This window comes from Empedobacter sp. UBA7494, from assembly GCF_002478465.1.
Classification (GTDB): Bacteria; Bacteroidota; Bacteroidia; order Flavobacteriales; family Weeksellaceae; genus Empedobacter; species Empedobacter falsenii_B.
The window spans coordinates 1-23,446 of the sequence record NZ_DLOC01000064.1 but is presented as its reverse complement, the minus strand read 5'-3'; the positions used below and the strand labels follow the sequence as shown (position 1 = coordinate 23,446).

The window sequence follows — 23,446 nt, the reverse complement described above, 5'->3', positions numbered from 1 at the left end:
TTTTTTCAGGACGTTACAAATTTATCTCCTCTGAATATTTTCACAGGATTTCCTCTTGCAATAGACGTTTGATTATTCCATTTTTTTTGAACCAAGTCCTTCAATTTATTGATTTCAAGTTCTTGTAATTTCAATAACAAACGAGTTGTTGCAGTTTTTTTGTTCTGATGTTGTGAACGCAAATCCATCGAAACAGCCGAAATTCCACTTGGTTGATGTATCGCACGAACAGCTGAATTTACTTTATTTACATTTTGTCCGCCATTACCTGAACTTCTCATCATTTGATATATAATTTCATTCGGATTGATTGAATTTTCTTTCGGAATTTCTAATTCAAAACAACCAATAAACCAATTTTTTCGTTGATGAAATTTTCGGTATGGACTTTTACCAATCCATAAAATTGTTCCAATCCAAGTTTTTAAAAACGTGTTTAAATCATTTCCTTCAAGTTCTATAATCACAGATGAAAGTTGATTAAAATCTTTATCCATTTCTCTTTCAATTATGTCAAACTTAATTTCAGATTTTGTACACGCTTCCGAAAACTTTTTAAAAACATTGGTTACCACAAAATTGCATTCCGCTGGTCCTCTACCCGATGTAATTTGAATAATTTTTTTCATCGTTATTATTTATCCATTCGTACAATTTTCGGTGTAAAAGTTCCCAACACTTTCACTAATTCGGTCTGTAAATTCATCACCGTTTTTATGTTTTTATATGCCAAAGGTGCTTCATCTACACTTCCGCCAATCAGCTCAATTCCTGCATCTTTCAATTGTGAATTCATAAAACTTTTAGTAATTGTTGATTTACATTTCGCACGCGACATTTTTCGTCCTGCACCATGCGAAGCCGAATTAATACTCAATTCATTTCCCAAACCTTCAACAATGTAACCGTTCGCGGTCATCGAACCTGGAATAATTCCTAAAATTCCTTTTCCAGCTGGCGTTGCTCCTTTACGATGAACAATTCGTTCCGTTCCTTCAACCATTTCTTTCCACGCAAAATTGTGATGATTTTCAATGTTAAAAACGATACGTTTTCCCAAAGCTTTCGCAATTCTTCGGTGAATATCGTCGTGACAAGCCTTGGCATATTCGCCAGCCAAATTCATCGCTGCCCAATATTCTTGGCCATCGTGCGTGTCCAAATCTAACCAAGCCAAATGCTGAACTTGCTTCGGAAGTGGACATTGTTTCGTCGCCAAATACGTATAATGTTTTGCAATATTTGCACCTAAACCACGCGAACCACTATGCGATAAAACAGCCAAATATTCTCCTGGAATCAAGTTCCATTCAGGTTTTATCTCATCTAATTTCACAATCCCAAATTCAACAAAATGATTCCCTCCACCAGAAGTTCCTAATTGTTGATAAGCTTTTGTTTTTAAACTTTTCAAGATTGGAATTTCATCAAAAATAGAACGTTCAAAAATTTCATGATCCGCTTTTAGTTTATGCGTTTCATACATTCCGAATTTGGTATGATCTTGCAAAATCTGAATCAATTGATGCGATTTTCCTTTCAAAAAACTAGCTGGCAAATCGTAAACCGAAAGACTCATTCTACAACCAATATCCACACCAACTCCATAAGGAATCACAGCATTGTCTGTTGCTAAAACTCCTCCTATTGGTAATCCATAACCCGAATGCGCATCTGGCATCAAAGCTCCTTTTACCGAAATTGGCAATTTCAATGCATCATACAATTGAAATTTCGCTTGTTCATCAATTTCATTTTCTCCAAAAATTGAAAAAGGTGAACGCATTGTTTTTAATTCTTGTAATCTAACCTCAACTGGTTTTATTAATCCTTCCGCAACTTTTCCCCAAATTCCGTCACCAATGTACTTTTCTGGTTCAAGCAAAACTTCTTTTGCTTCATTGAGAATCGTTTGTTTCTTTTCTTTTTTTCTGTATCGATGAATTTGCCCAATTGCAATATTGATCGAATTATTTTTTGGAAAGCCTATTTTTATAAAGTCCTTTCCAGAGATTTTATTTCCCATGATTAATATCTTTTAGATAACTGATGTTCTTTTTCCATCAGCATTTCAGCGATTTCAATCGCTAAATTTTTATTATTAAAAAATTTCCGTTTCGTAAAAGGATTTTTAAATTTTGGTTTTCGTTCATACGAATACCCTCCTCCGACTATTTTCTTTAAAAGGATTCCTTGATTTTTATACTTATCAAAAAAATGATCGATTTGCGCTTCTTCGCGCTTCAAATCAATATCAAGCGGTTTGTAATGCGTAATCATATTTGGTTTTATAATCAATCGAAAACGCCACGGTTGTAGAAATTCATAAATTCCTTTGAAACGTTTTGTCTTGGGATCATACACCTGAATACACACAAAATATAGACGTTCTTCATCATTCAAAATTGAATACGAACCTGAATATTCGTAAGGTTGCAATTGTTTCAACTCTTGAATTCTCTGAACATAAATTCGCTTTCCGTTTCGTTTTCGTTTTTTTACAAACTTTCGCGTTTCTGCATATTGAGAAGTATTAATTTTCTTTAGAATTTGAGTAAAAAACTCAATCTCATTTTCTTTTTTAATATCTTCTCTCAATACAAAATATCGCTCAAAACCTTTTTGACACGGCTCTTTTAAAAGAACAAGCGGAATTTCTTTTTGTTCTTTAAAAATTTCTTTTTGACGTTTATATTTCTCTCATACATTTTTTTCTTTCGTTGTTTTTACACTTCTTTTCCTCGCTCTTTTTGTTCGTAATTGAGTAGAAAAGAAAATTGAATCTTCCATAAAATGGATTATTTAATTGCAAATAATTATTTTGAAATAATTAGCGCTAACTATTTCTTCTTCGGAAGTTTTTAGAAGTTATTCTGAATCTAGAATAGAATAATAAAAGAAAAAGCCCGAAGAATCCTCCGGGCTTTTGATATAATAAGTAAATTATTTACGATTTATAAGCACGAAGAATGCTCATTGCAAAATCTGTTGCAATAGCTAAAAACTGATATGTCGTTTCTTTGAACATTTTATTTCTTCGTTATTAAATTGTTATACGTTATGATTTTTATCAGTGCAAATTTAAGTCAATAAAATTCACATTTCCAAATCCTTTGTGAAATTTCACTAAAAATAGGGAGAAAAATATTATTGATTTTTAACATTCATTGTATCATACAACGAATAAATTTTTAGATTCTGAATTGTGTTTTTTCCACTAATAATACGAGATTCATTCGGAATTAAATCAAAAAAATTATCATCAAATTGATTATTTTCATCAAGTAAATAAACATCTTTTGCCAAAACATTTGTCGAAATTTCGAATTGGTTATGACTGATCTTTTTGATTTTAATTGTTGATTTTGTTAAAGCTAAATCTTTCGGTTTTTCGAAGAAATAATTTCTCGAATACTTTTCTCCATTTGATTCAAATTCAATTCGAAGAAAAGCTTTAGTTGAAGAAGATCCTTTTAAAATTTCATCAGTTAATTCCATTATTTTAGTTGAAGAATTTGATAAAATAATTACATCTTTATCGTTAGTCCAATGTGTATTTCCATTAAAATCTACCACAGAAAATTTTACTTTTCCTTTCAAATCTTTCAATAAGTCATTTACGATATAAATTTTGTACACATTTTCTTCTTTTTCTACTGAAATCAACACATTTTCGAAACTTCTTTTCACTTGATAATGTAACGCTTTCCAATTTCCTAATTTATCCAAAGACGACCACGAAGTTACTGGCCAAACGTCATTCAATTGCCAATACAAACTTCCCATATTATAAGGTTTTGCACGTCGATGTGCTTCAATTGCCAACTGAATTCCGCGTGCTTGTAACAATTGAGAAACGTAGTTATACTGCACAAAATCGGTCGGAACAACATAATCTCGCTGCATATATTCGTTGATTGTTTCCCAACCTTTTGGATGTTTTTGATGCGCTAAAATTATTGCAGAATTTTTACTCAATGTATCTTTTTCAGAAAACATTGATTTCACCGTTTTCAACGTTGGCATTCCTTGAAAACCATATTCAGAAGCAAAACGTGGAACTTTTTTTTCATACGTTTCAAACGGTTCCATTCCCCACCAAACGCCCCAATAATGCGAATCTCCTTGCGTCAAACTTTCTTTTCTTCGCCAACCAATCGAAGGTGAAGACGGCCAATAGCGATTCTCTGATTTTGGTAAAATCGAATCTAAAACATTCGGAATAATATGATGAAAAGTCGTTTGATAATCTTTCCAAATACTCAACGAATCTTGTTTCGACCAGCCCATTTGTTTCTGATATCCCCAATTTTTCCACGCTTCATCAATTTCATTATTTCCACACCAAAGCGCAATAGAAGTATGATTTTTTAGGCGATTCACTTGATCAATTGTTTCTTGTTTTACATTGTTAAGAAAATCTTGATCGCCAGGATAAAAAGCACAAGCGTACATAAAATCTTGCCAAACCAACAAACCTTTTTCGTCGCATAATTCATAAAAATAATCGTCCTCATAAATTCCACCACCCCAAATACGAATCATATTCATATTGGCTTCAACCGAACTATTTATCAACTTTTCATAATCATTTTTTGAAACTCGTGAAACAAAATTATCTTGCGGAATATAATTTGCACCTTTCATATAAGTTGGAATTCCATTCACTTTAAAATAAAACCTAGAGCCAACTTCGTCTTTTTCTTGTACCAATTCTATCGTACGTAAACCAAATTTTAAATACTTAGATATTTGTTCATTCCCTTGTTTAATTTTGAATTGATAATCATATAAATACTGTTTGCCCATTCCATTTGGCCACCATAATTTTGGATTGTGAATCGTTTCATCAATCGAAAAATGATTAATTCCTTTGGTTAATTTTTGAGTGATTATTTTCTGATTAAAATTAATTTCTACAGCTGTATTTTGTTCCGATTGGATAATAAATTTAAACTTTACTTTCGCTTGATTTTTATCCAATTTGATAATTTCATAAGACAAGTCATTCAGTTTTAAATTATTCCAAGAAATAAGTTCAATTGGTTTATAAATCGCAACCGTAGTCAATCTGATCCCCAATCCCAACCATACTGATATTGCGCTTTTCGAGTAAAAACACGCTCACCTTCTGGTAATTTATATGGAAGAAGATTTGCTAATCGTTTTCCTTCATTAGGCGACGATTTGAATTGTATTTCGAGAATTTTTTTTATCTTTCAGTAAATCTTTGATCGAAAATTCTCACATTCGAAACATATTAATCTCATCCAGAATTAATTTTCAGTTCAGAAAAACTTTTACATATGTATCCAATCCATTAATTTTTAGCTGAATATTTTGCGCTATAAGTTCAGCTTCAGTCAAATAAAAAAAACTATAAAGATCATCCTTTTGTAATACGTAAATAAAGAAAAAGGATAGAAACGTTATTCTCTCAATTATGCGATCAGTTCATGATTAGACATAATTATGCTAAAAGCTTTTAGGGTTTAAAACAAGGACACTATCAAAAATACTAACTTTCACTATTATTCAAACAATAAACAGAAACAAAAATAGAAATATTAACAACTTAAAAATTAATATTACCTAAATGCACTACGGGTTTAAAATATAATTCATAATATTTTTCAAAATACTTGCAGTCTGCACGGAAAAGATTATTTTTGCCTATTCGACAAATAGAATATGAAAAATATCCGTAATTTCTGTATTATCGCCCATATTGACCATGGTAAAAGTACCTTGGCCGATCGTTTATTGCAAGTAACAAACACGATTTCTGATCGTGAGTTACAAAATCAAACTTTAGACGATATGGATTTGGAACGCGAACGCGGAATCACAATTAAATCGCACGCCATCCAAATGGAATATGAAAAAGATGGTGAAAAATATATTTTAAATTTAATTGACACTCCTGGTCACGTGGATTTTTCTTACGAGGTTTCTCGTTCGATTGCCGCTTGTGAAGGAGCTTTGTTAATTGTAGATGCTGCACAAAGTATACAAGCACAAACCATTTCTAACCTTTATTTGGCTTTAGAAAATGATTTGGAAATCATTCCAGTTTTGAACAAAATCGATTTACCTTCTGCAAATCCAGAAGAAGTAACAGACGATATTGTTGATTTGATTGGTTGTGATCCCGAAGATGTTTTGCGTGTAAGTGGAAAAACAGGTGAAGGTGTGTTAGAATTGTTACACACAATTATCGAGAAAGTTCCTGCACCAGTTGGTGATCCAGATGCACCGTTACAAGCCTTGATTTTTGACTCTGTTTATAATCCTTTCCGAGGAATTGAAGCTTTTTACAAAGTGGTAAATGGAGAAATCAAAAAAGGAGATCAAGTAAAATTTATGGCTACTAACAAAAAATATGGTGCCGATGAAATTGGAACGTTAAAACTGAATCAAGTTGAGAAGAAAGTCATTAAAACTGGAGATGTAGGTTATATTATTTCTGGAATTAAAGAAGCTTCTGAGGTAAAAGTTGGAGATACAATTACATTAGTTGAGAATCCTGCAAGCGAAGCTATTGATGGTTTCGAGGAAGTAAAACCAATGGTTTTCGCTGGTATTTATCCGGTTGACACAGAAGATTACGAAGATTTGCGTGCTTCTATCGAAAAGTTACGTTTGAATGATGCTTCATTAACTTTTGAAGCTGAATCTTCTGCTGCTTTAGGTTTCGGTTTCCGTTGTGGATTCTTAGGAATGTTACACTTAGAAATTATTCAGGAGCGTTTAGAACGTGAGTTCAACATGACGGTAATTACAACTGTTCCTAACGTTTCGTATGAAGCGTACTTGGAAAAAGATCCAGAAAAAATGATTCCGGTTCATAATCCATCTGAATTACCAGATCCATCAGGATTAAATCGTGTTGAAGAACCATATATTCGAGCAGCAATCATTACAAAATCTGAATTCGTAGGTCCTGTAATGAGTTTATGTATTGAGAAACGTGGTGAATTACAATCTCAAAATTATTTAACTCAACATAGAGTAGAAATGATTTTCAATATGCCTTTGGCTGAAGTTGTATTCGATTTTTATGATCGATTAAAATCTATTTCAAAAGGATATGCATCGTTTGATTATGCACCTTCTGGAATGAAAGCTTCAAAATTGGTAAAAGTTGACATCATGATTAACGGTGAAGTTGTAGATGCTTTATCTGCCTTAATTCACGTTGATAATGCCTACAATATTGGAAAGAAAATGTGTGAAAAATTACGCGAATTAATTCCTCGTCAACAGTTTGATATTCCAATTCAAGCCGCGATTGGTGCAAAAATTATTGCGCGTGAAACAATTAAAGCATTACGTAAAGACGTTACTGCAAAATGTTATGGTGGTGATATTTCTCGTAAACGTAAGTTATTAGAAAAACAAAAAGCTGGTAAGAAGAAAATGCGTCAAATTGGACGTGTAGAAGTTCCCCAATCTGCATTCTTAGCTGTTTTGAAATTGAATGATTAAAATTCTTTTTATATACCAAAAGCCGTTCTAATGAACGGCTTTTTTTGTAACAATTGGTAAAATATTTATACTAATAAATTAAGCATCAACATTATGAAAAATTTATTAAAATTAGAGCAATTAGCAATTTTAATTGTAACGCTAATCATCTATTATAAACTTGATTATTCCTGGTTTTTGTTTGCAATTCTTTTTCTTGCTCCCGATATTTTTATGTTGGGTTATCTTTTTGGAAATAAGATTGGCGCAATATCTTATAATTTTATTCATAATTATTTTACGACAATTTCATTGATTCTCATTGGTTATTTTTTACACATTGAATGGTGTTTAATGATTGGATTAATTTTTTCCGCTCATATTGCGTTAGATCGTTTTTTAGGATTTGGTCTCAAAAAATATGATGGTTTCAAATCCACTCATTTAGATAATTTATAACATCACAACCTCATCTGTTGAACCTTTTTCTAAAATTTCTAAAATACTTCGCATCGTAATTTCTGAAATTTGTTCCAACGCTTCTTGTGTAAAAAAAGCTTGATGCGCAGTTACCAAAACATTTGGAAAACTCATCAATCGCTGAATCATGTCATCCTGAATAATTTCTGCTGATAAATCTTTGAAGAATAATTTTTCTTCTTGTTCATAAACATCAATTCCCAAATAACCAATTTTATGATTTTTTAAAGCTTCAATCGCTTCATGTGTATTGATTAATCCACCTCTACTCGTATTAATAATCGTTACGCCATCTTTCATCATCGCAATCGTTTCTTGATTAATCATGTAATGATTTTCTGGCGTCAGCGGACAATGCAACGAAATAATATCTGAAGTTTTAAACAACTTATCCAGCTCAACATATTCCACGCCATTATTCATCAATTCTTGATCTGGATACAAATCATAAGCAATAATCTTACATCCAAAACCTTTCGCAATATTGATAAAAGCCTTTCCTATTTTTCCTGTTCCAACAATTCCAATCGTCTTCTGAAAAAGATTAAAACCAAGTAAACCGTTCAATGCAAAATTTTGTTCACGAACACGATTATAAGCTTTATGTGTTTTTCGATTCAATGTTAACAACATCGCCATTGTATGTTCAGCAACAGCCTCGGGAGAATATGCAGGAACACGACAAATTTTAATTCCAAATTCTTTCGCAGCTTCCAAATCGACATTATTAAAACCAGCACATCTCAATGCAATAATTTTAACGCCTTTTTTTGCTAAAACTTCAATGACTTGTCGGTTCACTTTATCATTCACAAACACACAAACAGCATGCTCATCTTCAATCGCGTTTACGATATGCGGACCTAAATGTGTTTCATAAAAATTAAGTTCAAAACCGTAATTTTTATTTTCAGCCTCAAAAAAAGTTTTGTCATAAGGCTTAGACGAAAAGAAAGCTATTTTCATTGAATTATTTTTAACTAATTTATGTTTTTAATTAATTGTAATTTACTTTCTACTTGATTATTATAAAATTTTAAATCATTCAAAATTAATTCATCCTCTATTTTTGATATTTTATTAAAAGCTATAAGCTGATGAATAAAAATTTCTAACTTCGTGAAAATTCAAATTCACACATGAAAAATATACTTTTATCAACGATTACATTAGCTTCTTTTACAGCTTTTGGACAAAATATTTCGAATCAAGCTATTGATAAAGTCACAGAAAATGCAATGAAAGCATTTGATGTTCCTGGAATGTCTGTTGCGGTTATCAAAGACAGGACAATTGTACATTCGAAAGGTTATGGCGTAAAATCTCTTAAAACGGGAGAAAAAGTTCAGTCGAATACAAATTTTGGAATTGCTTCTAACTCTAAAGCTTTTACAGCAGCTGCTTTGGCGATTTTGGTTGATGAAGGAAAAATAAAGTGGGATGATAAAGTGATTACGCACATTCCAGAATTTAAGATGTACAACGGTTATGTAACCAAAGAGTTTACAATTCGTGATTTATTAACGCATCGAAGTGGATTAGGTTTGGGTGCTGGAGATTTGATGGTTTGGCCTGATGGACACAATTTCACTCCAAAAGATATTATTTCTAATATTCAATATTTAAAACCTGTTTCAGATTTTCGTGTAAAATATGATTATGATAATTTATTATACATTATTGCAGGAGTTGTGATTGAAAGAGTTTCGGGGCTGTCTTGGACAGATTTTGTAACAAAAAGATTGTTGGAACCAATTGGAATGACGAATACTGCAGCGAATTGGCATTTGCTAAAAGACAAGAAAAATGCAATTGATCCGCACGTTCCAATTGACGGAAAATTACAAGTGATTGATCGTTATACGAACACCATTTTTGATGCAGCTGCAGGAATTTATTCGAATGTAGATGATATTGCAAAATGGTTGCAATTCAATTTAGATAAAGGAAAAGTGAATGGAAAACAAATTATTTCGGAAAAACAAATGAACGAAATGATAACGCCACAAACTTTACAACCAAATCGTACTACTCCACCTTATAATTCATTATTCAAAACGTATGGTTTGGGATGGCAATTGCAGGATATGAACGGAAAATTGGAAGTTTCGCATACTGGTGGATTGGAAGGAATTGTAACACAAACGATGTTTTATCCTCAAGAAAAATTAGGAATTGTGATTTTGACTAACCAACAATCGGGTGCAGCTTTCCGAGCAATTTCGAATACAATCAAAGATTTTTACTTAAAAAATCCATCTACAGATTGGGTAAAAACGTATGATGATATGATGAAGAAAAATGTGGAAGAAGCCGATGTTATAACTGATGAAGTTTGGAAAACAGTTGAAGCAAATCAAAAAAATAAAGCCATCAAATTTGATTCAAAAAGTGTAATCGGAACGTATAAGGACAATTGGTTTGGTGATGTTGTAATTTATGAAAAGAAAGGAAAAATCATTTTCGAATCGAAACGTTCGCCTCAATTAACTGGTGAAATGCTTTTTTACAAAGACAATACGTTTGCGGTAAAATGGTACAATCGTTATTTCCATGCAGACGCTTTTGTTTATGCAGAAATGAAAGATGGAAAAATGACAGGTTTCAAAATGAAAGCCATTTCTCCGTTAACAGATTTCAGTTACGATTTCCAAGATTTAGATTTTACGAGAAAATAAATTTTAATAAATACTAATCAAATGCGAAGTTCGAAATTCGAACTTCGTTTTTTTCTATTAAAAATGAAATTCAAAGGTTACGCATATGGACTAATTTCTTCCATATCTTATGGATTAATTCCATTATTTATCCTACCTATAAAACAGGCAAATTTTTCGATGGATACTACATTATTCTATCGATTCTTTTTTTCTGCATTGATTGTCGGAACATATTTATTCATCAAAAAACAATCATTCAAAATAGATGTGAAACAGATTCCATTTTTAATCATTTTAGGATTATTGTACGGAATCTCAGCGGATGCCTTATTTTTAGGTTATGATTATTTAACTCCTGGAATTGCCTCCACATTATTATTCGTTTATCCGTTGATTGTTGCCATCATAATGGCTGTTTTCTTCAAAGAAAGAATTACAATTTCAACTATTGTAGCCATTGTTTTTGTACTGGCTGGTGTAATTTTATTAAGTTTTAAAGAAGGAAAATTCGAGCTAAATCCAATCGGATTAGGAATTGTTTTTATTAGTGCTTTGGGTTACGGATTATATATTGTGACAGTCAACAAATCGAAAGTACGAGATATAAAAGGCTTTACATTAAGCTTTTATTCGTTTCTATTTACAACGATTTATTACGCAACAAAAATGATTATTCACAAAGAATCCTTCATTTTACCATCATTAGAATTAACCTTCAACTTTTTTACATTTGCGTTTGTTACGACAGTTGTTTCGAGCATCGCTTTGATTTATGCAATTAAAAACATTGGTTCTACAGCCACTTCTATTCTTGGCGCATCAGAACCTGTGGTTGCCGTTACTGTAAGTGTTATGATATTTGGTGAAGATTTTTCGTTGAGTTTGGCTTTAGGAATTTTTATGATTATTCTAGGCGTGACTCTGAATGTAATTGGTGATGCATATCAACAAAAAAGATTGAAGTAATTGTAAATCCTATTTTTAACTTTGCATCAATGAAACAGAAATTTAATCCTGAAGGTTGGAATCGTATAGAGCATTTTAATATGTTCTCGAAAATGGATAATCCGTATGTCGGAGTTGTTGCGGAGGTTGAATGTTCTAAAACGTACAAATTTGCCAAAGCAAATAAATTGTCTTTTTTCGCAGTCTATTTACATTGCTCGATGTTGGCAGAAAATAAGATTAATGAGTTTAAATATCGCATCGAAGATGATGAAATTTTTGTGTACGATCATTTAGATTGCGGAACAACAATTGGAAGAAAAGACGGAACTTTTGGTTTTGCATTGATGAATTTTACCGAAGATTTTGATGCATTTAACGCGCAACTTCAAGAGCAAATACAAAGTGTAGAAAACTCGGTTGGTTTACACATCAAAAATGAAGAAATTACCATTGGTTTGGTTCGTCATTCTACGTTTCCATGGTCGAGATTTACGGGATTAGTGCAACCAAGTAATTTTGGAACAGGAGAATCTATTCCGCGAATTATTTTTGGAAAAGCGTATACGCAAAATGATAAAATGTATATGCCTGTTTCGGTTGAAGCGAATCATGGTTTTGTAGACGGTTTTCATTTGGCGAATTATCTGCAAGAATTTGAATACGAATTAGGTAAATATTAGAAATAGTAAAAACGAATTTCGAGTTTCGAAATTCGTTTTTTTATTTTACATCATCAGGATGAATAAATGGTTCTGGTTCTGGAATTTCCTCATATTGAATAGGAAAATATTTTTTATCTTCTTCTAAAACAAAATCATCCGTATAATTATAAAAATGCTCCAACTCTCTTAATTGATACTTTCCTTCTTCATCTTTATGAAATCGAAAAGCGTAACCTTTTATTTCACAGTAGAATGTTATTTTTTCTTTATCTAAAGGGATATAATTTAAATTTGAGATATCGATATATTCATCTAATACTTCATTTTTATCTAAAAGAATAGTATAATCTGTATTTTGAATAGTAATTGGTAATGTATAATAATTCCCTATTGAACAGTCTTGTCCAGTCGAAGAAATATATAAATAAAATTTTTCTTTTGCGAAAAAGAGAGAGATTGTTCTAATTGGTATATGATTACTTTTTGTAATATCAATAGCTTGTTCAATAACTTCATTTACATTCTCATCTTTAAAAACTGAATCTGCTTTTATTTCATTCTTCTTTTCCCAACCTTTAGCAGATTGACTGCTCGGTTGCTCGCATTGAACAAAAAGAATGAATAAGAGTAAAAAATATAAATTCTTCATATAAGTGTTTTGATTAAAGATAATCAATTCACTGCAACTTTTTTATTTAGTTTTTTTGACCAAGAAAAAATATAAATCGTTCCGATAATTGAAGGCACAATCCAAAAATAAATATTATCTCCAAATCCAGCGCCTGCAACCAAAAACGCTGTTACTGAAGCGATATAAGCACCAACCATTTTTCCAACATGATTCATTGTCCATTTTTTATAATTCTCTGTATTCTTGTAAAAAACAAAATCTCGATAAGACATAAACCCTCCTAAAAACCCAAAAATTAAATACAATAATCCAATTGCATTGCTTGTGAAAAGTGGAAGTAATCCAAAAACAATCATCACAATAGATGTGATAAACATTGCTCCAGAAATGATTTTATCCAAATTATTAGAATAGTTTTTGCGCTTATAATTTAGAATTCTATTTCCGATCAAAATCATATAAATCGTGAAAATACCAATCATTAAAAGAAAAGAATTGTGGTGATTTGGAAAAGCACAAATGATTAACGAAAGAATAGAACTGACTAACATACCAATCGAAAATATTTTTCCCACTTTTTTATGTGTCGAATTTCCTTTTTTTATAATCATAACAGCTGTTCCAGCAACCAAGCCAATTCCTCCAAAAAATGCGTGAATGTAAATAATGATTTTGACTAAATTTTCCATAATGTGTTTATTTATTATGGAATAAAATTAAGTGAAGTCGTTTTTAATTTTAAAAATAGTTGACCGAATTGTCGAATTTTAAGGATGAATTGTATTACTCTTTTGTTTTCACTGTTTCTATAGCATCATTCATCAAATCGAACTCGTAACCTTTGTACGCTAAATATGCTTTTACTTTGTTTATTTTCTTGAAAGATTCTCGCTCAGAAGCTAATAAATTGAACTTTTTTTGTGTTAAATGCAATAAATTATTCCAATATTTATCCAAATCAATTTCTTCTTTAAATGCTTTTTCAATTAATTTTTGATCAATTTGACGCATTTTTAATTCTTGACGAAGACGATTTCTTCCCCACATTTTTTGATTGACTTTTCCTCGAACAAAATTATGAACAAATCGTTCTTCATTTAGAAATCCGTAATGAATTAACTTAAAAAGAATCTCATCTTTCGCTTCTGGAATCAAATCAAAATCGCGTAGTTTTTTCTCTACTTCCCAATGACAACGATCTTGATAAAGGCAATATTTTGCCATTTTATCTTTGATTTCATCAATCGTATAAATCTTTTTTGGGTTGTCTTTCGAAAAATTCATGCAACAAAGTTAAGATTTTAATAAGAAAATTGTTTGATTAACTTGATGAGGATCCTGAAAAAAGTTCAGGATTAATCAACAAAAAAACTGAATCATTTCTGATTCAGTTTTTATATTATTTATTTTAAATAGTTGAAGGAAAAAATATGAACTTCTCAATTCTAATTTCTCACATCTCAATACTATTTTTATTAAGCTTTTTGTAATTCCGCGATATATGCTGTTGGATCCTCAGCATTGAAAACTGCCGAACCAGCAACTAAAGCATCTGCACCAGCTTCTACCAATTTTGATGCATTTTGTACTCCAACTCCTCCATCAATTTCGATGATAACATTTGCATTTGCTTCTGTAATCATTTTTTTCAATTTTGATACTTTGTTGTATGTATTCTCGATGAATTTTTGACCTCCAAAACCTGGATTAACACTCATGATTAGAACTAAATCTAAATCGTTAATCACATCTTCTAAAACAGATACTGGTGTATGCGGATTAAGCGCCACTCCTGCTTTCATTCCTTCAGCTTTTATAGCCTGAATTGTACGATGTAAATGTGTACACGCTTCGTAATGAACAGTCAAAATATCTGCACCAACTTGTTTGAAAGTTGAAATGTAACGATCTGGATCAACAATCATTAAATGTACATCTAAAACTTTTTCTGTTAACGAATTAATTTTCTCAATAATTGGCATTCCGTAAGAGATATTTGGAACAAAAACGCCGTCCATTACATCTAAATGAAACCATTCTGCTTGAGAATTATTAACCATTTCGATATCTTTTGCTAAGTTTCCGAAATCGGCTGCTAAAATTGATGGTGCTACTATTGGCATAATCTTATTTGTTGTTTGTTTGTATTTTGTGGTGCAAAGGTAATGAAATAAAAAAATCGTTGAAAACTCAACGATTTATATTTTTTTTAGAAATTGTAACCAACTCGAAAACCTAAATCTAAGGCAACTCCTGTATTTGTACTCTTTACTTCTGATGTTGTATAATTATCAAAATCATAGTTTGTATATGTTTCTTGATAAAGAGAAAGTCCTAATCCCGTATAAAACTCATAAAAAAAGTTTTGAGCAAAAGAACGTTTAAATCCATAATTGAACGTAATAGAACCTTGTGGATTAACACCTAAATTATCACTATTAGAAGTTGTTAACCAATCTGGCGTATAAGTTCCTTTTACAGCAATATAATTCCCAGAATTATTATTGGTATTTTTTCCTTTGCCAATTCTTCGGTCAAAATTATAGTAATAACGTCCTTCTAAAGCAATATTTGTTGTTAAAATATACTCAAAATCACTTCCATAAAAATCGCTATAACTGTATTTAAAACCTCCCAAATAGTCTAAAGATCCAACAGCTGTGAAATTTTCGGATAAAGCTTTTTCATATTGAATTCCGATTCCAATAAAACTAACGTTTGCATTAAACAAATCTGTTGCTTTTTCTTGAGCAAATAGAGAAGATGATAATAAGAAAGTAAATATTAGTTTTTTCATTTTCAGTGTTAATTAATTCAATACGAATATAACTGAAAAAATGATTCAGAAAAATTATTTTTAATCCAAGAAAACTCTATTGTCAATAAAGTTATAAGGTTCTTCGTCTTTCAATTCTTCGTTGATGATAAAATGAATCGAATCTTTTGACATAAAAATATAAGTATAAATATCTGCCATCTCATCAGAATCTCTAAACTCGTAATATTCATCACCAATCGTACACCAAACGCCTTCGTCTTCAGAAAAAGTTACACGATCATCACTATAAATCGTTTTAAAGTTAACCGTCATTGTGCCGTCAGCTTTTCTATTGACCATCCAACTATTTGTTTCTCCTTTAAAAAATTTACCATGATCAGTTCCAGACCAAATTCCAACAAATCGTTCATCTACATCCATAGATTTTATATATTCTTTCATTTGTTTTTGGTCATCTTTGTTCATCATGCTTTCTAAATTAAAATTAGCTTAAAAGTAGCCAATCTATACTTCTTCTCATCTCAAAAAGACTTAATTTGCAGCTCGGGATAAAAAACAACAAATTTATGGAAAATAATATGCTTAATCAACATCCAGCAGATATTGCCGAACAATTAACTGCACTGAACGTAAAGGAAAGAAATATCGCTTTTTATTCGCTTTCGAATGATGATAAAGTTGAAGTATTCTCCTATTTTGAGCCCGATATTCAGTACGAAATTGTAAAAAGTTTGACGGACGAAGATTTAGCTGAAGTTTTGAACAATCTTGATCCTGATGACCGAACAGAACTTTTTGAAAATTTCCCAGATCAATTAATCAAACATTCCATTAATCTTTTAAATCCTGAAGAACGTGCTACAGCACTGAATTTGATTGGATACAAAGAAGATTCGATTGCGCGTTTAATGACGCCAAATTATATTCAGGTAAAAGAACATTATACGGTAAAACAAGTTTTGGCGCATATCAAAAAATATGGAAAGAAAGCGGAAACGTTGACGTATATTTTTATTGTGGATGGAAAGAATAGATTGATTGATGATTTAAAAATTGGCGAAATTCTTTTGGCTGATGAAGATACTAAAGTTGAAGATTTGATCGATCATAATTTTGTTTCAATCAAGACGACGACTCCTTTAGAGGAAGCCTTAGAAGTTTTTGATAAATACGATCGTTCTGCAATGCCAATTGTGACAGAAAATGATGTTTTGGTCGGAATTGTAACTTTCGACGACATCTTGGACCGAATGAAAATGCGTGACACAGAAGATATTCAAAAATTCGGAGGGATGGAAGAATTGGATGTTTCGTATACTAAAACACCTATTGCTGAATTAATTAAAAAGCGTGCTGGCTGGCTGGTTATCTTATTTATTGGCGAAATGTTTACTGCTTCTGCAATGAGTTATTATGACCAGGAAATCGAAAAAGCAGTTGTGTTAGCGTTATTTGTTCCATTAATTATTTCGAGTGGTGGAAATTCTGGTTCTCAAGCAGCTTCATTGATTATTCGTGCGATGGCTTTGGGCGAATTAAAGCTAAAAGATTGGTGGTATGTAATGAAAAAAGAATTTGCTTCGGGATTAATCTTAGGTGCAATTCTAGGATTTGTAGGCTTTATCAGAATCTTAATTTGGCAAGAATTAGGTATTTACAGTTACGGAGAATATTGGCTGTATGTAGCTTTAACAGTCGCTTTATCTTTAATCGTTATTGTTTTATGGGGAACACTTTCTGGATCTTTAGTTCCATTTATTTTGAGAAAAATTGGATTTGATCCCGCAACAGCATCCTCGCCTTTCGTCGCAACTTTGGTTGATGTTTCAGGATTGATTATTTACTTTACGATTGCTGCAATTTTACTAAGCGGAAAATTATTATAACAAAAAACTCCAACTAAATTTAGTTGGAGTTTTTTATTTATTTTTTTCTTGTATCAATAAATTCGTAGGTTTCATTTTGTTGTTCGAAAGCCATATTAAATGCTTTAAACTTTATTTGATTTTCATTTAAAATCTGAAACTCATAAACATCTGTTGATTCAGAATCTTCGTGGTATTCGTAAAACTTATTATCTTTTACCCACCATTTACCAAATTCTGTAATACTATCTTTTTTGCGACCTTTCATTTTTGTACTAAAATGTATAATGAATCGTCCATCATCTTTTCTTATCATTGTCCATTCTTTAGATAATCCTTTCACTTGATTATCTTTTTCCGAACCTGTCCAAACTCCTACAAAACGTTCATCTGCTTCACCATCTGTCTGATCATAAGCAAAACCATCTTCAGAGCTTTCCATGTCAAAGATTTTTTTCATGGTTTTAGCTTTATAAACAGAATACTTTTCTTCATAATAATCTGTCAAATTATTACTTTTTTCTTCTGAATATTTAGTCGTTTTAAAACCTCTTGGTAATTTCCCTTTTTCTAATCTATATTCAATTTTATTCTCATTGATTTTATACAAATAAACATCATTAAAATTTAATTCATTTCCTTCTTCAAAATACTGATTATTATCTGTCCACCAAGTTCCTGTTTCTTTTGCATAAATAGAATCTCGTCCATTCAACAATTCAAAATATAAAATAAATGTTCCATCATTTTTACGGTTGATTAACCATTTTCCATCAATAGGATCAGCTTTTGTTTTAGGAATTGTAGAAGACCAAAATCCAACTAAATTTTGATCAATTTTCTTTTGACCGAAAGAATAAGTTGAAAAAAGTATAAGAGTAAATAGTAAAATAAAGTTTCTCATAAAGTATTTTAGTAATTATAAAAAAAGCAGCTTATTTAGCTGCTTTCTTATGTTTTTATCGTCCGATATATGTTTTCAAAATCTTAGATCTTGAAGTATGTTTTAAACGACGAATTGCTTTTTCTTTAATTTGACGAACACGTTCTCTTGTTAAATCAAACGTTTCTCCAATTTCTTCTAACGTCATTGGATGTTGACCGTTTAATCCGAAGTATAAACGAATTAAATCAGCTTCACGAGGCGTTAATGTTTGTAATGCACGTTCAATCTCTACACGTAATGACTCAATCATCAATTGTACATCTGGAGATGGAGATTCACCAATGTTTAATACATCGTATAAGTTAGAATCTTCTCCTTCTACTAATGGCGCATCCATTGAGACGTGACGACCAGAGTTTTTCATCGACTCTTTTACATCACCTTCAGACATATCCAAAACTTCAGAAATTTCTTCTGCAGATGGGGCACGCTCATGCTCTTGCTCTAATAAAGCATACGCTTTATTAATTTTATTGATTGATCCAATTTTATTTAATGGTAAACGTACAATACGAGATTGCTCTGCTAATGCTTGTAAGATAGATTGACGAATCCACCAAACCGCATACGAGATAAATTTGAAACCACGCGTTTCGTCGAAACGTTGAGCTGCTTTAATCAAACCTAAATTTCCTTCATTAATTAAATCTGGTAAACTTAAACCTTGATTTTGATATTGTTTCGCAACAGAAACTACGAAACGTAAGTTTGCTTTTGTTAATTTTTCTAAGGCAACACGATCTCCTGCTTTGATACGTTGTGCTAACTCTACTTCTTCCTCCGCTGTAATCAAATCTACTTTACCAATCTCTTGTAAGTATTTATCCAACGACGCAGTTTCACGATTTGTTACCTGCTTTGTAATTTTAAGCTGTCTCATTTAACTAAAACCCTCCTATTATTAATGATTATTATCGATTTCTTTTGGCATTTTATCAACACCACTATATATGTATACGCAGATAACTGAAAAAGGTTACAAAATATTGTAAAATATTTCAGAATTAATGTCTTAAAACTTCGTAAATCATTTGTGCAGAGAGTTTCGCTGTCGAGTTATCAACATCAAAAAGCGAATTATATTCAACTAAATCAAATATTTTCACTTTATTTGAGTTCATTAAAACCTTCAAAATATATTTAACCTGAAAAGGAGTCAAACCATTAATTGTCGTTGCACTTACACCTGGCGCATAAGCTGCATCAAAAACATCCATATCCAACGAAACATAAAGCGCATCAAATTGTTGAAGAATCGTTTTCAAATCATCTATCACTTTATTCAAATTAAGATGAACTTCGTCTGCCATGATAAAATTAACACCTAAATTTTCTGCGCGCTGAAATAAAGCATTTGTATTTCCTAATTCTTGAATACCAATTGGAATGTAATTAAACCCTATTTCATTTTCTTCGCAATACTTGGCTATTTCGTAAAAAGGCGTTCCAGAAGTTGATTGCGGATTTGGCGCTCTCAAATCAAAATGCGCATCAAGATTGATAATTCCAATATTTTTGTATGATTTTGCTAAAGCCAAAAAATCTCCTAAAGCCGTTTCGTGTCCTCCTCCAATCACAATCGGAAAATGATTTTGTTGGATGATTTTATCCACTTGATTGATTTGTTCTTCACGTGCAGATTCTAAATTATTATCATTACAATGAATATTTCCAGCATCAAAAATAAAATCAGTTTCGGAAAAATGTAAAGGCAAATTCGCTAAACTTTTTCGAATCAAATCTGGTGAATCTTTCGCACCAATTCTACCTTTATTCCGTTTAACACCTACTTCCGAACAAAATCCTAATAATACTTTTGGTTGAACGGATGATGACTGAAAATTATCATAATTAGAAATTACTTGATGAATTCTTAAACCTAATTCTCCATCTTCAGAATCAATTCTTCCTGTCCAATTTTCTTGATTAAATGGTATTTTTTGCATGCTTAATAAAATTTAGGTAAAGACAATTTATATTTCACCGTTACAATACGAATTGTCGCAATAATAGCTCCTGAAACAATGAAATTTATATTTCGATCTAATCCGAAATTATCAAAAACCAAATACATTATTCCACCTGCAATACATGCCATTGCGTAAATTTCTTTTACAAAAACTGTTGGTGTTCTGTTCATTAAAACATCGCGCAACATACCACCCATTACAGCGGTCATCATTCCCATCATTACAGAAATAAAATTGTTTGCGCCCAAAGAATGTGCTTTTTCTAAACCAACTATCGTAAACAAAGCAATTCCTAAAGTATCGAAAAGCATTAATGTTACTCTTAATCGTGAAAAATATTTGAAAAATAATCCTGCCAATAAAATTCCAACAAAAACTGCATAAATGACATTCATATCATTTATCCAAACTAACGGATAACTGTTAAGAAATAGATCGCGTAAAGTTCCGCCACCAACAGCCGTTATAAAAGCAAAACAAGCAATTCCGAACCAATCATGTTTTTGTCTTTCATCTCCAGCTAAAGCACCAGAAATAGCAAACACAACCGTCCCAAATAATTCAAAAATGTATTGAATTTCCATCTATAAAAAATTAGTTCGCTAAGATACGAATCTATAAATTAATGGCTTTTGAATTTCGGTAATGATAAGTTGTACTTAATTGCAGTCAAACGAATTGCGACAATTACAGCGCCCGAAAAAAAGAAATTGATGTTACGATCAAGTCCCAATTTCCATAAAATCATATAAATAACTGCGCCACAAAGACATGCAAACGCATAAATTTCTTTCTTGAAGATAATAGGAACTTCGTTCAACATCATATCGCGAATAATGGATCCAAAAACCGCCGTAAACATTCCCATTACAGGTGCAATTACAGGATGAATTCCAAGATTTAGAGCTTTTTCTAAACCAACAATCGTAAATAAAGCAATTCCTAACGTATCAAAAAGCATAAATGTTTTACGAAGTTTCAACAGAGGCTCATAGAAAATTGCCGCTAAAATAACACCAATCCCTACTGCATAAATAAGATTAACATCCTTTATCCACATAATTTCAACGGAAAGTAAAATATCACGAATTGTACCACCTCCAATTGAAGTTAGGAAAGCAATAAAGGTTACACCAAACCAATCGTTACCAGATTTTTCATCTGCTGCTAAAGCGCCCGAAATTCCAAAAAAAAGTGTACCAAATAATTCGAAAAAATATTGAATCTCCATTTCTATTGTATTAAATCATATTGTGTTGTGCTCTGTCAAAAATAAACACTTTTCTTTTTTAACGATGTTTAAATATACAATCGAAAATAAAAAAAGACCAACACATTTGTTAGTCTTTTTGTTAATATTAATAATAATTTGTTTTTTCTAATTGCTTTTCATCAATTGGATCTTCATCCAAATAGCGTTCTAAACTATCATCCAATTCTTTCATCCAAGGTGTGTGATGTTTTTCTGCTTTCGTTTCGTCCATAACAGAGGTATAGGTTTTATCTCGATAAGTTAAAATATTTTCTTCTTTATCTTTTAACCAAGATTTGAACATATTAGCAACTTTATCCAAATCGAACATAGGATAATCAGTTAAATGAATTAAATCCTTCAAATAATCAGTTTGAAAATCAACATGATCATCAGCAGAAATCGATTGTTTTTCATAATCAATCCATTTCTGAATATCTTTTTGAATTTCTTCTTTTGAAGGTAAATTAATTCGTCCCAAAATATAATCACGTGCAAACCATGCTTGCGCATCAAACATATTAAATGTGTAATATTGATCCTGCATTCCCAAAAATAACAATTGAGCATTTACATCTGATATTACACCTTTATACATTCCTTCTGGATACAAACAATTTTTGGTTTTTAAACGCAAATTATCTGGTAAAAACGGAAATTTGTGTTGATAACCTGTACACATAATTACTGCATCAAACTCTTTTGATGTTCCGTCTTTGAAAAATGCTTTCTTATCTTCAAAATGTGTCACCAAAGGCAATTCTTCTATTCCATTTGGCCATTTACAATCAATTGGATTTGTACGATAAGAAATTGTGACCGATTTAGTTCCGTGTTTATAACATTGTACCGCAATATCTTCTGCCGAATAACTACTACCGATCAATAAAATTTCTTTACCTCTAAATGGATCAGCTCCACGAAAATCATGCGCATGCATTACATTTCCTGTATAATTCTCGATCCCTTTAAAATAAGGCATATTTGGTGTAGAAAAATGTCCAGTTCCGACAATTAAATAATCGAAATATTCTTCGAAAGTTTGATTTTTCTTTAAATCATCAAAAACAACGCGAAATTGTTTTTTATCCTCTACATAATCTACCCACCTTGCAACGGTATTAAACTGAATGTACTTTCGCGCATTACTTTGTTTAATTCTTCCTTCTATATAATCGAATAATACTTCTCTAGGTGGATAAGAAGATATTGTTTGACCAAAGTGTTCAGAAAATGTATAATCTGCAAATTCTAAACATTCTTTTGGTCCATTCGACCATAAATATTTATACATACTGCCATGCAATGGCTCTCCGTATTTACCTACTCCTGTACGCCAAGTGTAGTTCCACATCCCCCCCCAGTTGTCTTGCTTCTCAAAACATTTAATTTCTGGAATTTTGTTACCTTTTTTCTCTTCTGACTCAAATGCTCTTAACATTGCCAAACCACTTGGTCCAGCCCCGATAATGCCTACTTTTAAACTCATGAATTGTTTTTAATTAAACTTATATGAACTACTCAACTATCTCTCAATAGTAATTGATTTTTATGCCTGAAACGACCTGATATAGAAAAAAACATCTATAAAAATTGTGTAAAACAGAATAGAATGTGTAATCTAATGATTACAACATATAAAGAGATAGAAAACCTCTTGCTGAATAAATAAAATTTTATTCAAAATTAAATTATTCTTCAATGTACTAAAATTATAGCAGATGGACAAATATTAATGAAACATAATGATAAGCGTAATTATTATGGCGTTCCCTTCGGTCGGGCT

24 protein-coding genes and 1 pseudogene are annotated in these 23,446 nt (G+C 31.4%); 7 read left to right on the top strand and 18 right to left on the bottom strand.

Translation table 11 applies throughout. The features are described 5' to 3' along the window. Positions 1-5: 5 nt before the first annotated feature. From prfH to B4E95_RS13140, 5 genes are all read right to left on the bottom strand, one after another. Positions 6-629 (bottom strand): peptide chain release factor H, encoded by a 624-nt coding sequence (prfH, locus tag B4E95_RS07915; RefSeq protein ID WP_291091048.1) that lies wholly within the window; start codon positions 627-629, stop codon positions 6-8. A 5-nt stretch (positions 630-634) separates the two neighbouring features. After that, entirely contained in the window at positions 635-2,026 is a 1,392-nt protein-coding gene (locus tag B4E95_RS07910) for an RtcB family protein (RefSeq protein ID WP_291091047.1), read from the bottom strand. Between the two features lie 2 nt (positions 2,027-2,028). After that, positions 2,029-2,598, bottom strand: a complete 570-nt coding sequence (locus B4E95_RS07905; protein ID WP_291064089.1) for a hypothetical protein — start codon at positions 2,596-2,598, stop codon at positions 2,029-2,031. Positions 2,599-3,147: 549 nt separating this feature from the next. Then, the gene (locus B4E95_RS07900; RefSeq protein ID WP_291091046.1) at positions 3,148-5,088 is read right to left on the bottom strand and encodes a beta-mannosidase; all 1,941 of its coding nucleotides are present in this window, start codon (positions 5,086-5,088) and stop codon (positions 3,148-3,150) included. Then, the gene (locus tag B4E95_RS13140; RefSeq protein ID WP_409410938.1) at positions 5,067-5,198 is read right to left on the bottom strand and encodes a glycosyl hydrolase 2 galactose-binding domain-containing protein; all 132 of its coding nucleotides are present in this window, start codon (positions 5,196-5,198) and stop codon (positions 5,067-5,069) included. Before B4E95_RS13140 ends, B4E95_RS07900 begins: the two co-directional genes overlap by 22 nt. Positions 5,199-5,360: 162 nt before the next feature. Between B4E95_RS13140 and B4E95_RS07895 the strand changes: the two are divergent. The 3 genes and pseudogenes from B4E95_RS07895 to B4E95_RS07885 form a co-directional block, all read left to right on the top strand. Then, positions 5,361-5,596, top strand: a pseudogene (locus tag B4E95_RS07895) (IS982 family transposase); the annotation flags it as partial. 95 nt (positions 5,597-5,691) lie between these two features. Further along, positions 5,692-7,488 (top strand): translation elongation factor 4, encoded by a 1,797-nt coding sequence (gene lepA, locus B4E95_RS07890; protein ID WP_038332533.1) that lies wholly within the window; start codon positions 5,692-5,694, stop codon positions 7,486-7,488. Between the two features lie 93 nt (positions 7,489-7,581). Continuing rightward, positions 7,582-7,926 (top strand): DUF4260 domain-containing protein, encoded by a 345-nt coding sequence (locus tag B4E95_RS07885; RefSeq protein ID WP_221856525.1) that lies wholly within the window; start codon positions 7,582-7,584, stop codon positions 7,924-7,926. Here the strand turns inward: B4E95_RS07885 and B4E95_RS07880 are convergent. Further along, positions 7,921-8,913, bottom strand: a complete 993-nt coding sequence (locus tag B4E95_RS07880; RefSeq protein ID WP_125350034.1) for a 2-hydroxyacid dehydrogenase — start codon at positions 8,911-8,913, stop codon at positions 7,921-7,923. The genes B4E95_RS07885 and B4E95_RS07880 overlap by 6 nt on opposite strands. A 173-nt stretch (positions 8,914-9,086) precedes the next feature. Here B4E95_RS07880 and B4E95_RS07875 point away from each other — a divergent pair, with 173 nt between their 5' ends. The 3 genes from B4E95_RS07875 to B4E95_RS07865 all read left to right on the top strand — a co-directional run bounded on the left by B4E95_RS07875 (position 9,087) and on the right by B4E95_RS07865 (position 12,235). Next, positions 9,087-10,625 carry a serine hydrolase gene (locus tag B4E95_RS07875; protein WP_291091045.1) on the top strand — a complete coding sequence of 513 codons (1,539 nt, stop codon included), beginning with the start codon at positions 9,087-9,089 and terminating at the stop codon, positions 10,623-10,625. Between the two features lie 63 nt (positions 10,626-10,688). Beyond that, complete coding sequence (locus B4E95_RS07870; protein ID WP_291091044.1) at positions 10,689-11,573, top strand: DMT family transporter; 885 nt, start codon at positions 10,689-10,691, stop codon at positions 11,571-11,573. A 29-nt stretch (positions 11,574-11,602) separates the two neighbouring features. Beyond that, a complete protein-coding gene (locus tag B4E95_RS07865; protein WP_291091043.1) occupies positions 11,603-12,235 on the top strand; it encodes a CatA-like O-acetyltransferase in 633 nt (210 codons plus the stop codon). A 40-nt stretch (positions 12,236-12,275) separates the two neighbouring features. Here B4E95_RS07865 and B4E95_RS07860 read toward each other — a convergent pair whose 3' ends face one another. The 6 genes from B4E95_RS07860 to B4E95_RS07835 all read right to left on the bottom strand — a co-directional run bounded on the left by B4E95_RS07860 (position 12,276) and on the right by B4E95_RS07835 (position 16,068). Continuing rightward, a complete protein-coding gene (locus B4E95_RS07860) occupies positions 12,276-12,866 on the bottom strand; it encodes a hypothetical protein (RefSeq protein ID WP_291091041.1) in 591 nt (196 codons plus the stop codon). Between the two features lie 23 nt (positions 12,867-12,889). Beyond that, the gene (locus B4E95_RS07855; protein ID WP_291091039.1) at positions 12,890-13,537 is read right to left on the bottom strand and encodes a hypothetical protein; all 648 of its coding nucleotides are present in this window, start codon (positions 13,535-13,537) and stop codon (positions 12,890-12,892) included. A 94-nt stretch (positions 13,538-13,631) separates the two neighbouring features. Next, positions 13,632-14,132, bottom strand: a complete 501-nt coding sequence (locus tag B4E95_RS07850; RefSeq protein WP_280036966.1) for a regulatory protein RecX — start codon at positions 14,130-14,132, stop codon at positions 13,632-13,634. A 191-nt stretch (positions 14,133-14,323) separates the two neighbouring features. Continuing rightward, on the bottom strand, positions 14,324-14,971 hold the full coding sequence (gene rpe, locus B4E95_RS07845) for a ribulose-phosphate 3-epimerase (protein WP_291062288.1): 648 nt from the start codon (positions 14,969-14,971) through the stop codon (positions 14,324-14,326). Between the two features lie 86 nt (positions 14,972-15,057). Beyond that, positions 15,058-15,645, bottom strand: coding sequence for a hypothetical protein (locus B4E95_RS07840; protein WP_291091037.1), 588 nt, complete (start codon positions 15,643-15,645; stop codon positions 15,058-15,060). 60 nt (positions 15,646-15,705) lie between these two features. Then, entirely contained in the window at positions 15,706-16,068 is a 363-nt protein-coding gene (locus B4E95_RS07835) for a hypothetical protein (RefSeq protein WP_185655231.1), read from the bottom strand. Positions 16,069-16,193: 125 nt separating this feature from the next. On the opposite strand from B4E95_RS07835, the gene mgtE reads away from it, so the two are divergent. Continuing rightward, positions 16,194-17,513, top strand: a complete 1,320-nt coding sequence (gene mgtE, locus B4E95_RS07830; RefSeq protein ID WP_291091034.1) for a magnesium transporter — start codon at positions 16,194-16,196, stop codon at positions 17,511-17,513. A 37-nt stretch (positions 17,514-17,550) separates the two neighbouring features. Here the strand turns inward: mgtE and B4E95_RS07825 are convergent, their stop codons facing one another. From B4E95_RS07825 to B4E95_RS07800, 6 genes are all read right to left on the bottom strand, one after another. Further along, entirely contained in the window at positions 17,551-18,396 is an 846-nt protein-coding gene (locus tag B4E95_RS07825) for a hypothetical protein (protein ID WP_291091032.1), read from the bottom strand. Positions 18,397-18,451: 55 nt separating this feature from the next. Continuing rightward, positions 18,452-19,318: a sigma-70 family RNA polymerase sigma factor gene (locus tag B4E95_RS07820; RefSeq protein WP_019975176.1), complete on the bottom strand. Its 867-nt coding sequence runs from the start codon at positions 19,316-19,318 to the stop codon at positions 18,452-18,454. Positions 19,319-19,442: 124 nt separating this feature from the next. Continuing rightward, positions 19,443-20,384, bottom strand: coding sequence for a formimidoylglutamase (gene hutG / locus B4E95_RS07815; protein ID WP_291091030.1), 942 nt, complete (start codon positions 20,382-20,384; stop codon positions 19,443-19,445). A 2-nt stretch (positions 20,385-20,386) separates the two neighbouring features. Then, a complete protein-coding gene (locus B4E95_RS07810; RefSeq protein ID WP_286495872.1) occupies positions 20,387-20,992 on the bottom strand; it encodes a trimeric intracellular cation channel family protein in 606 nt (201 codons plus the stop codon). A 38-nt stretch (positions 20,993-21,030) separates the two neighbouring features. Next, positions 21,031-21,639 (bottom strand): trimeric intracellular cation channel family protein, encoded by a 609-nt coding sequence (locus B4E95_RS07805; RefSeq protein ID WP_221856505.1) that lies wholly within the window; start codon positions 21,637-21,639, stop codon positions 21,031-21,033. A gap of 127 nt (positions 21,640-21,766) precedes the next feature. Further along, the gene (locus B4E95_RS07800) at positions 21,767-23,149 is read right to left on the bottom strand and encodes an NAD(P)-binding domain-containing protein (RefSeq protein ID WP_221856503.1); all 1,383 of its coding nucleotides are present in this window, start codon (positions 23,147-23,149) and stop codon (positions 21,767-21,769) included. Between the last annotated feature and the right edge of the window lie 297 nt (positions 23,150-23,446).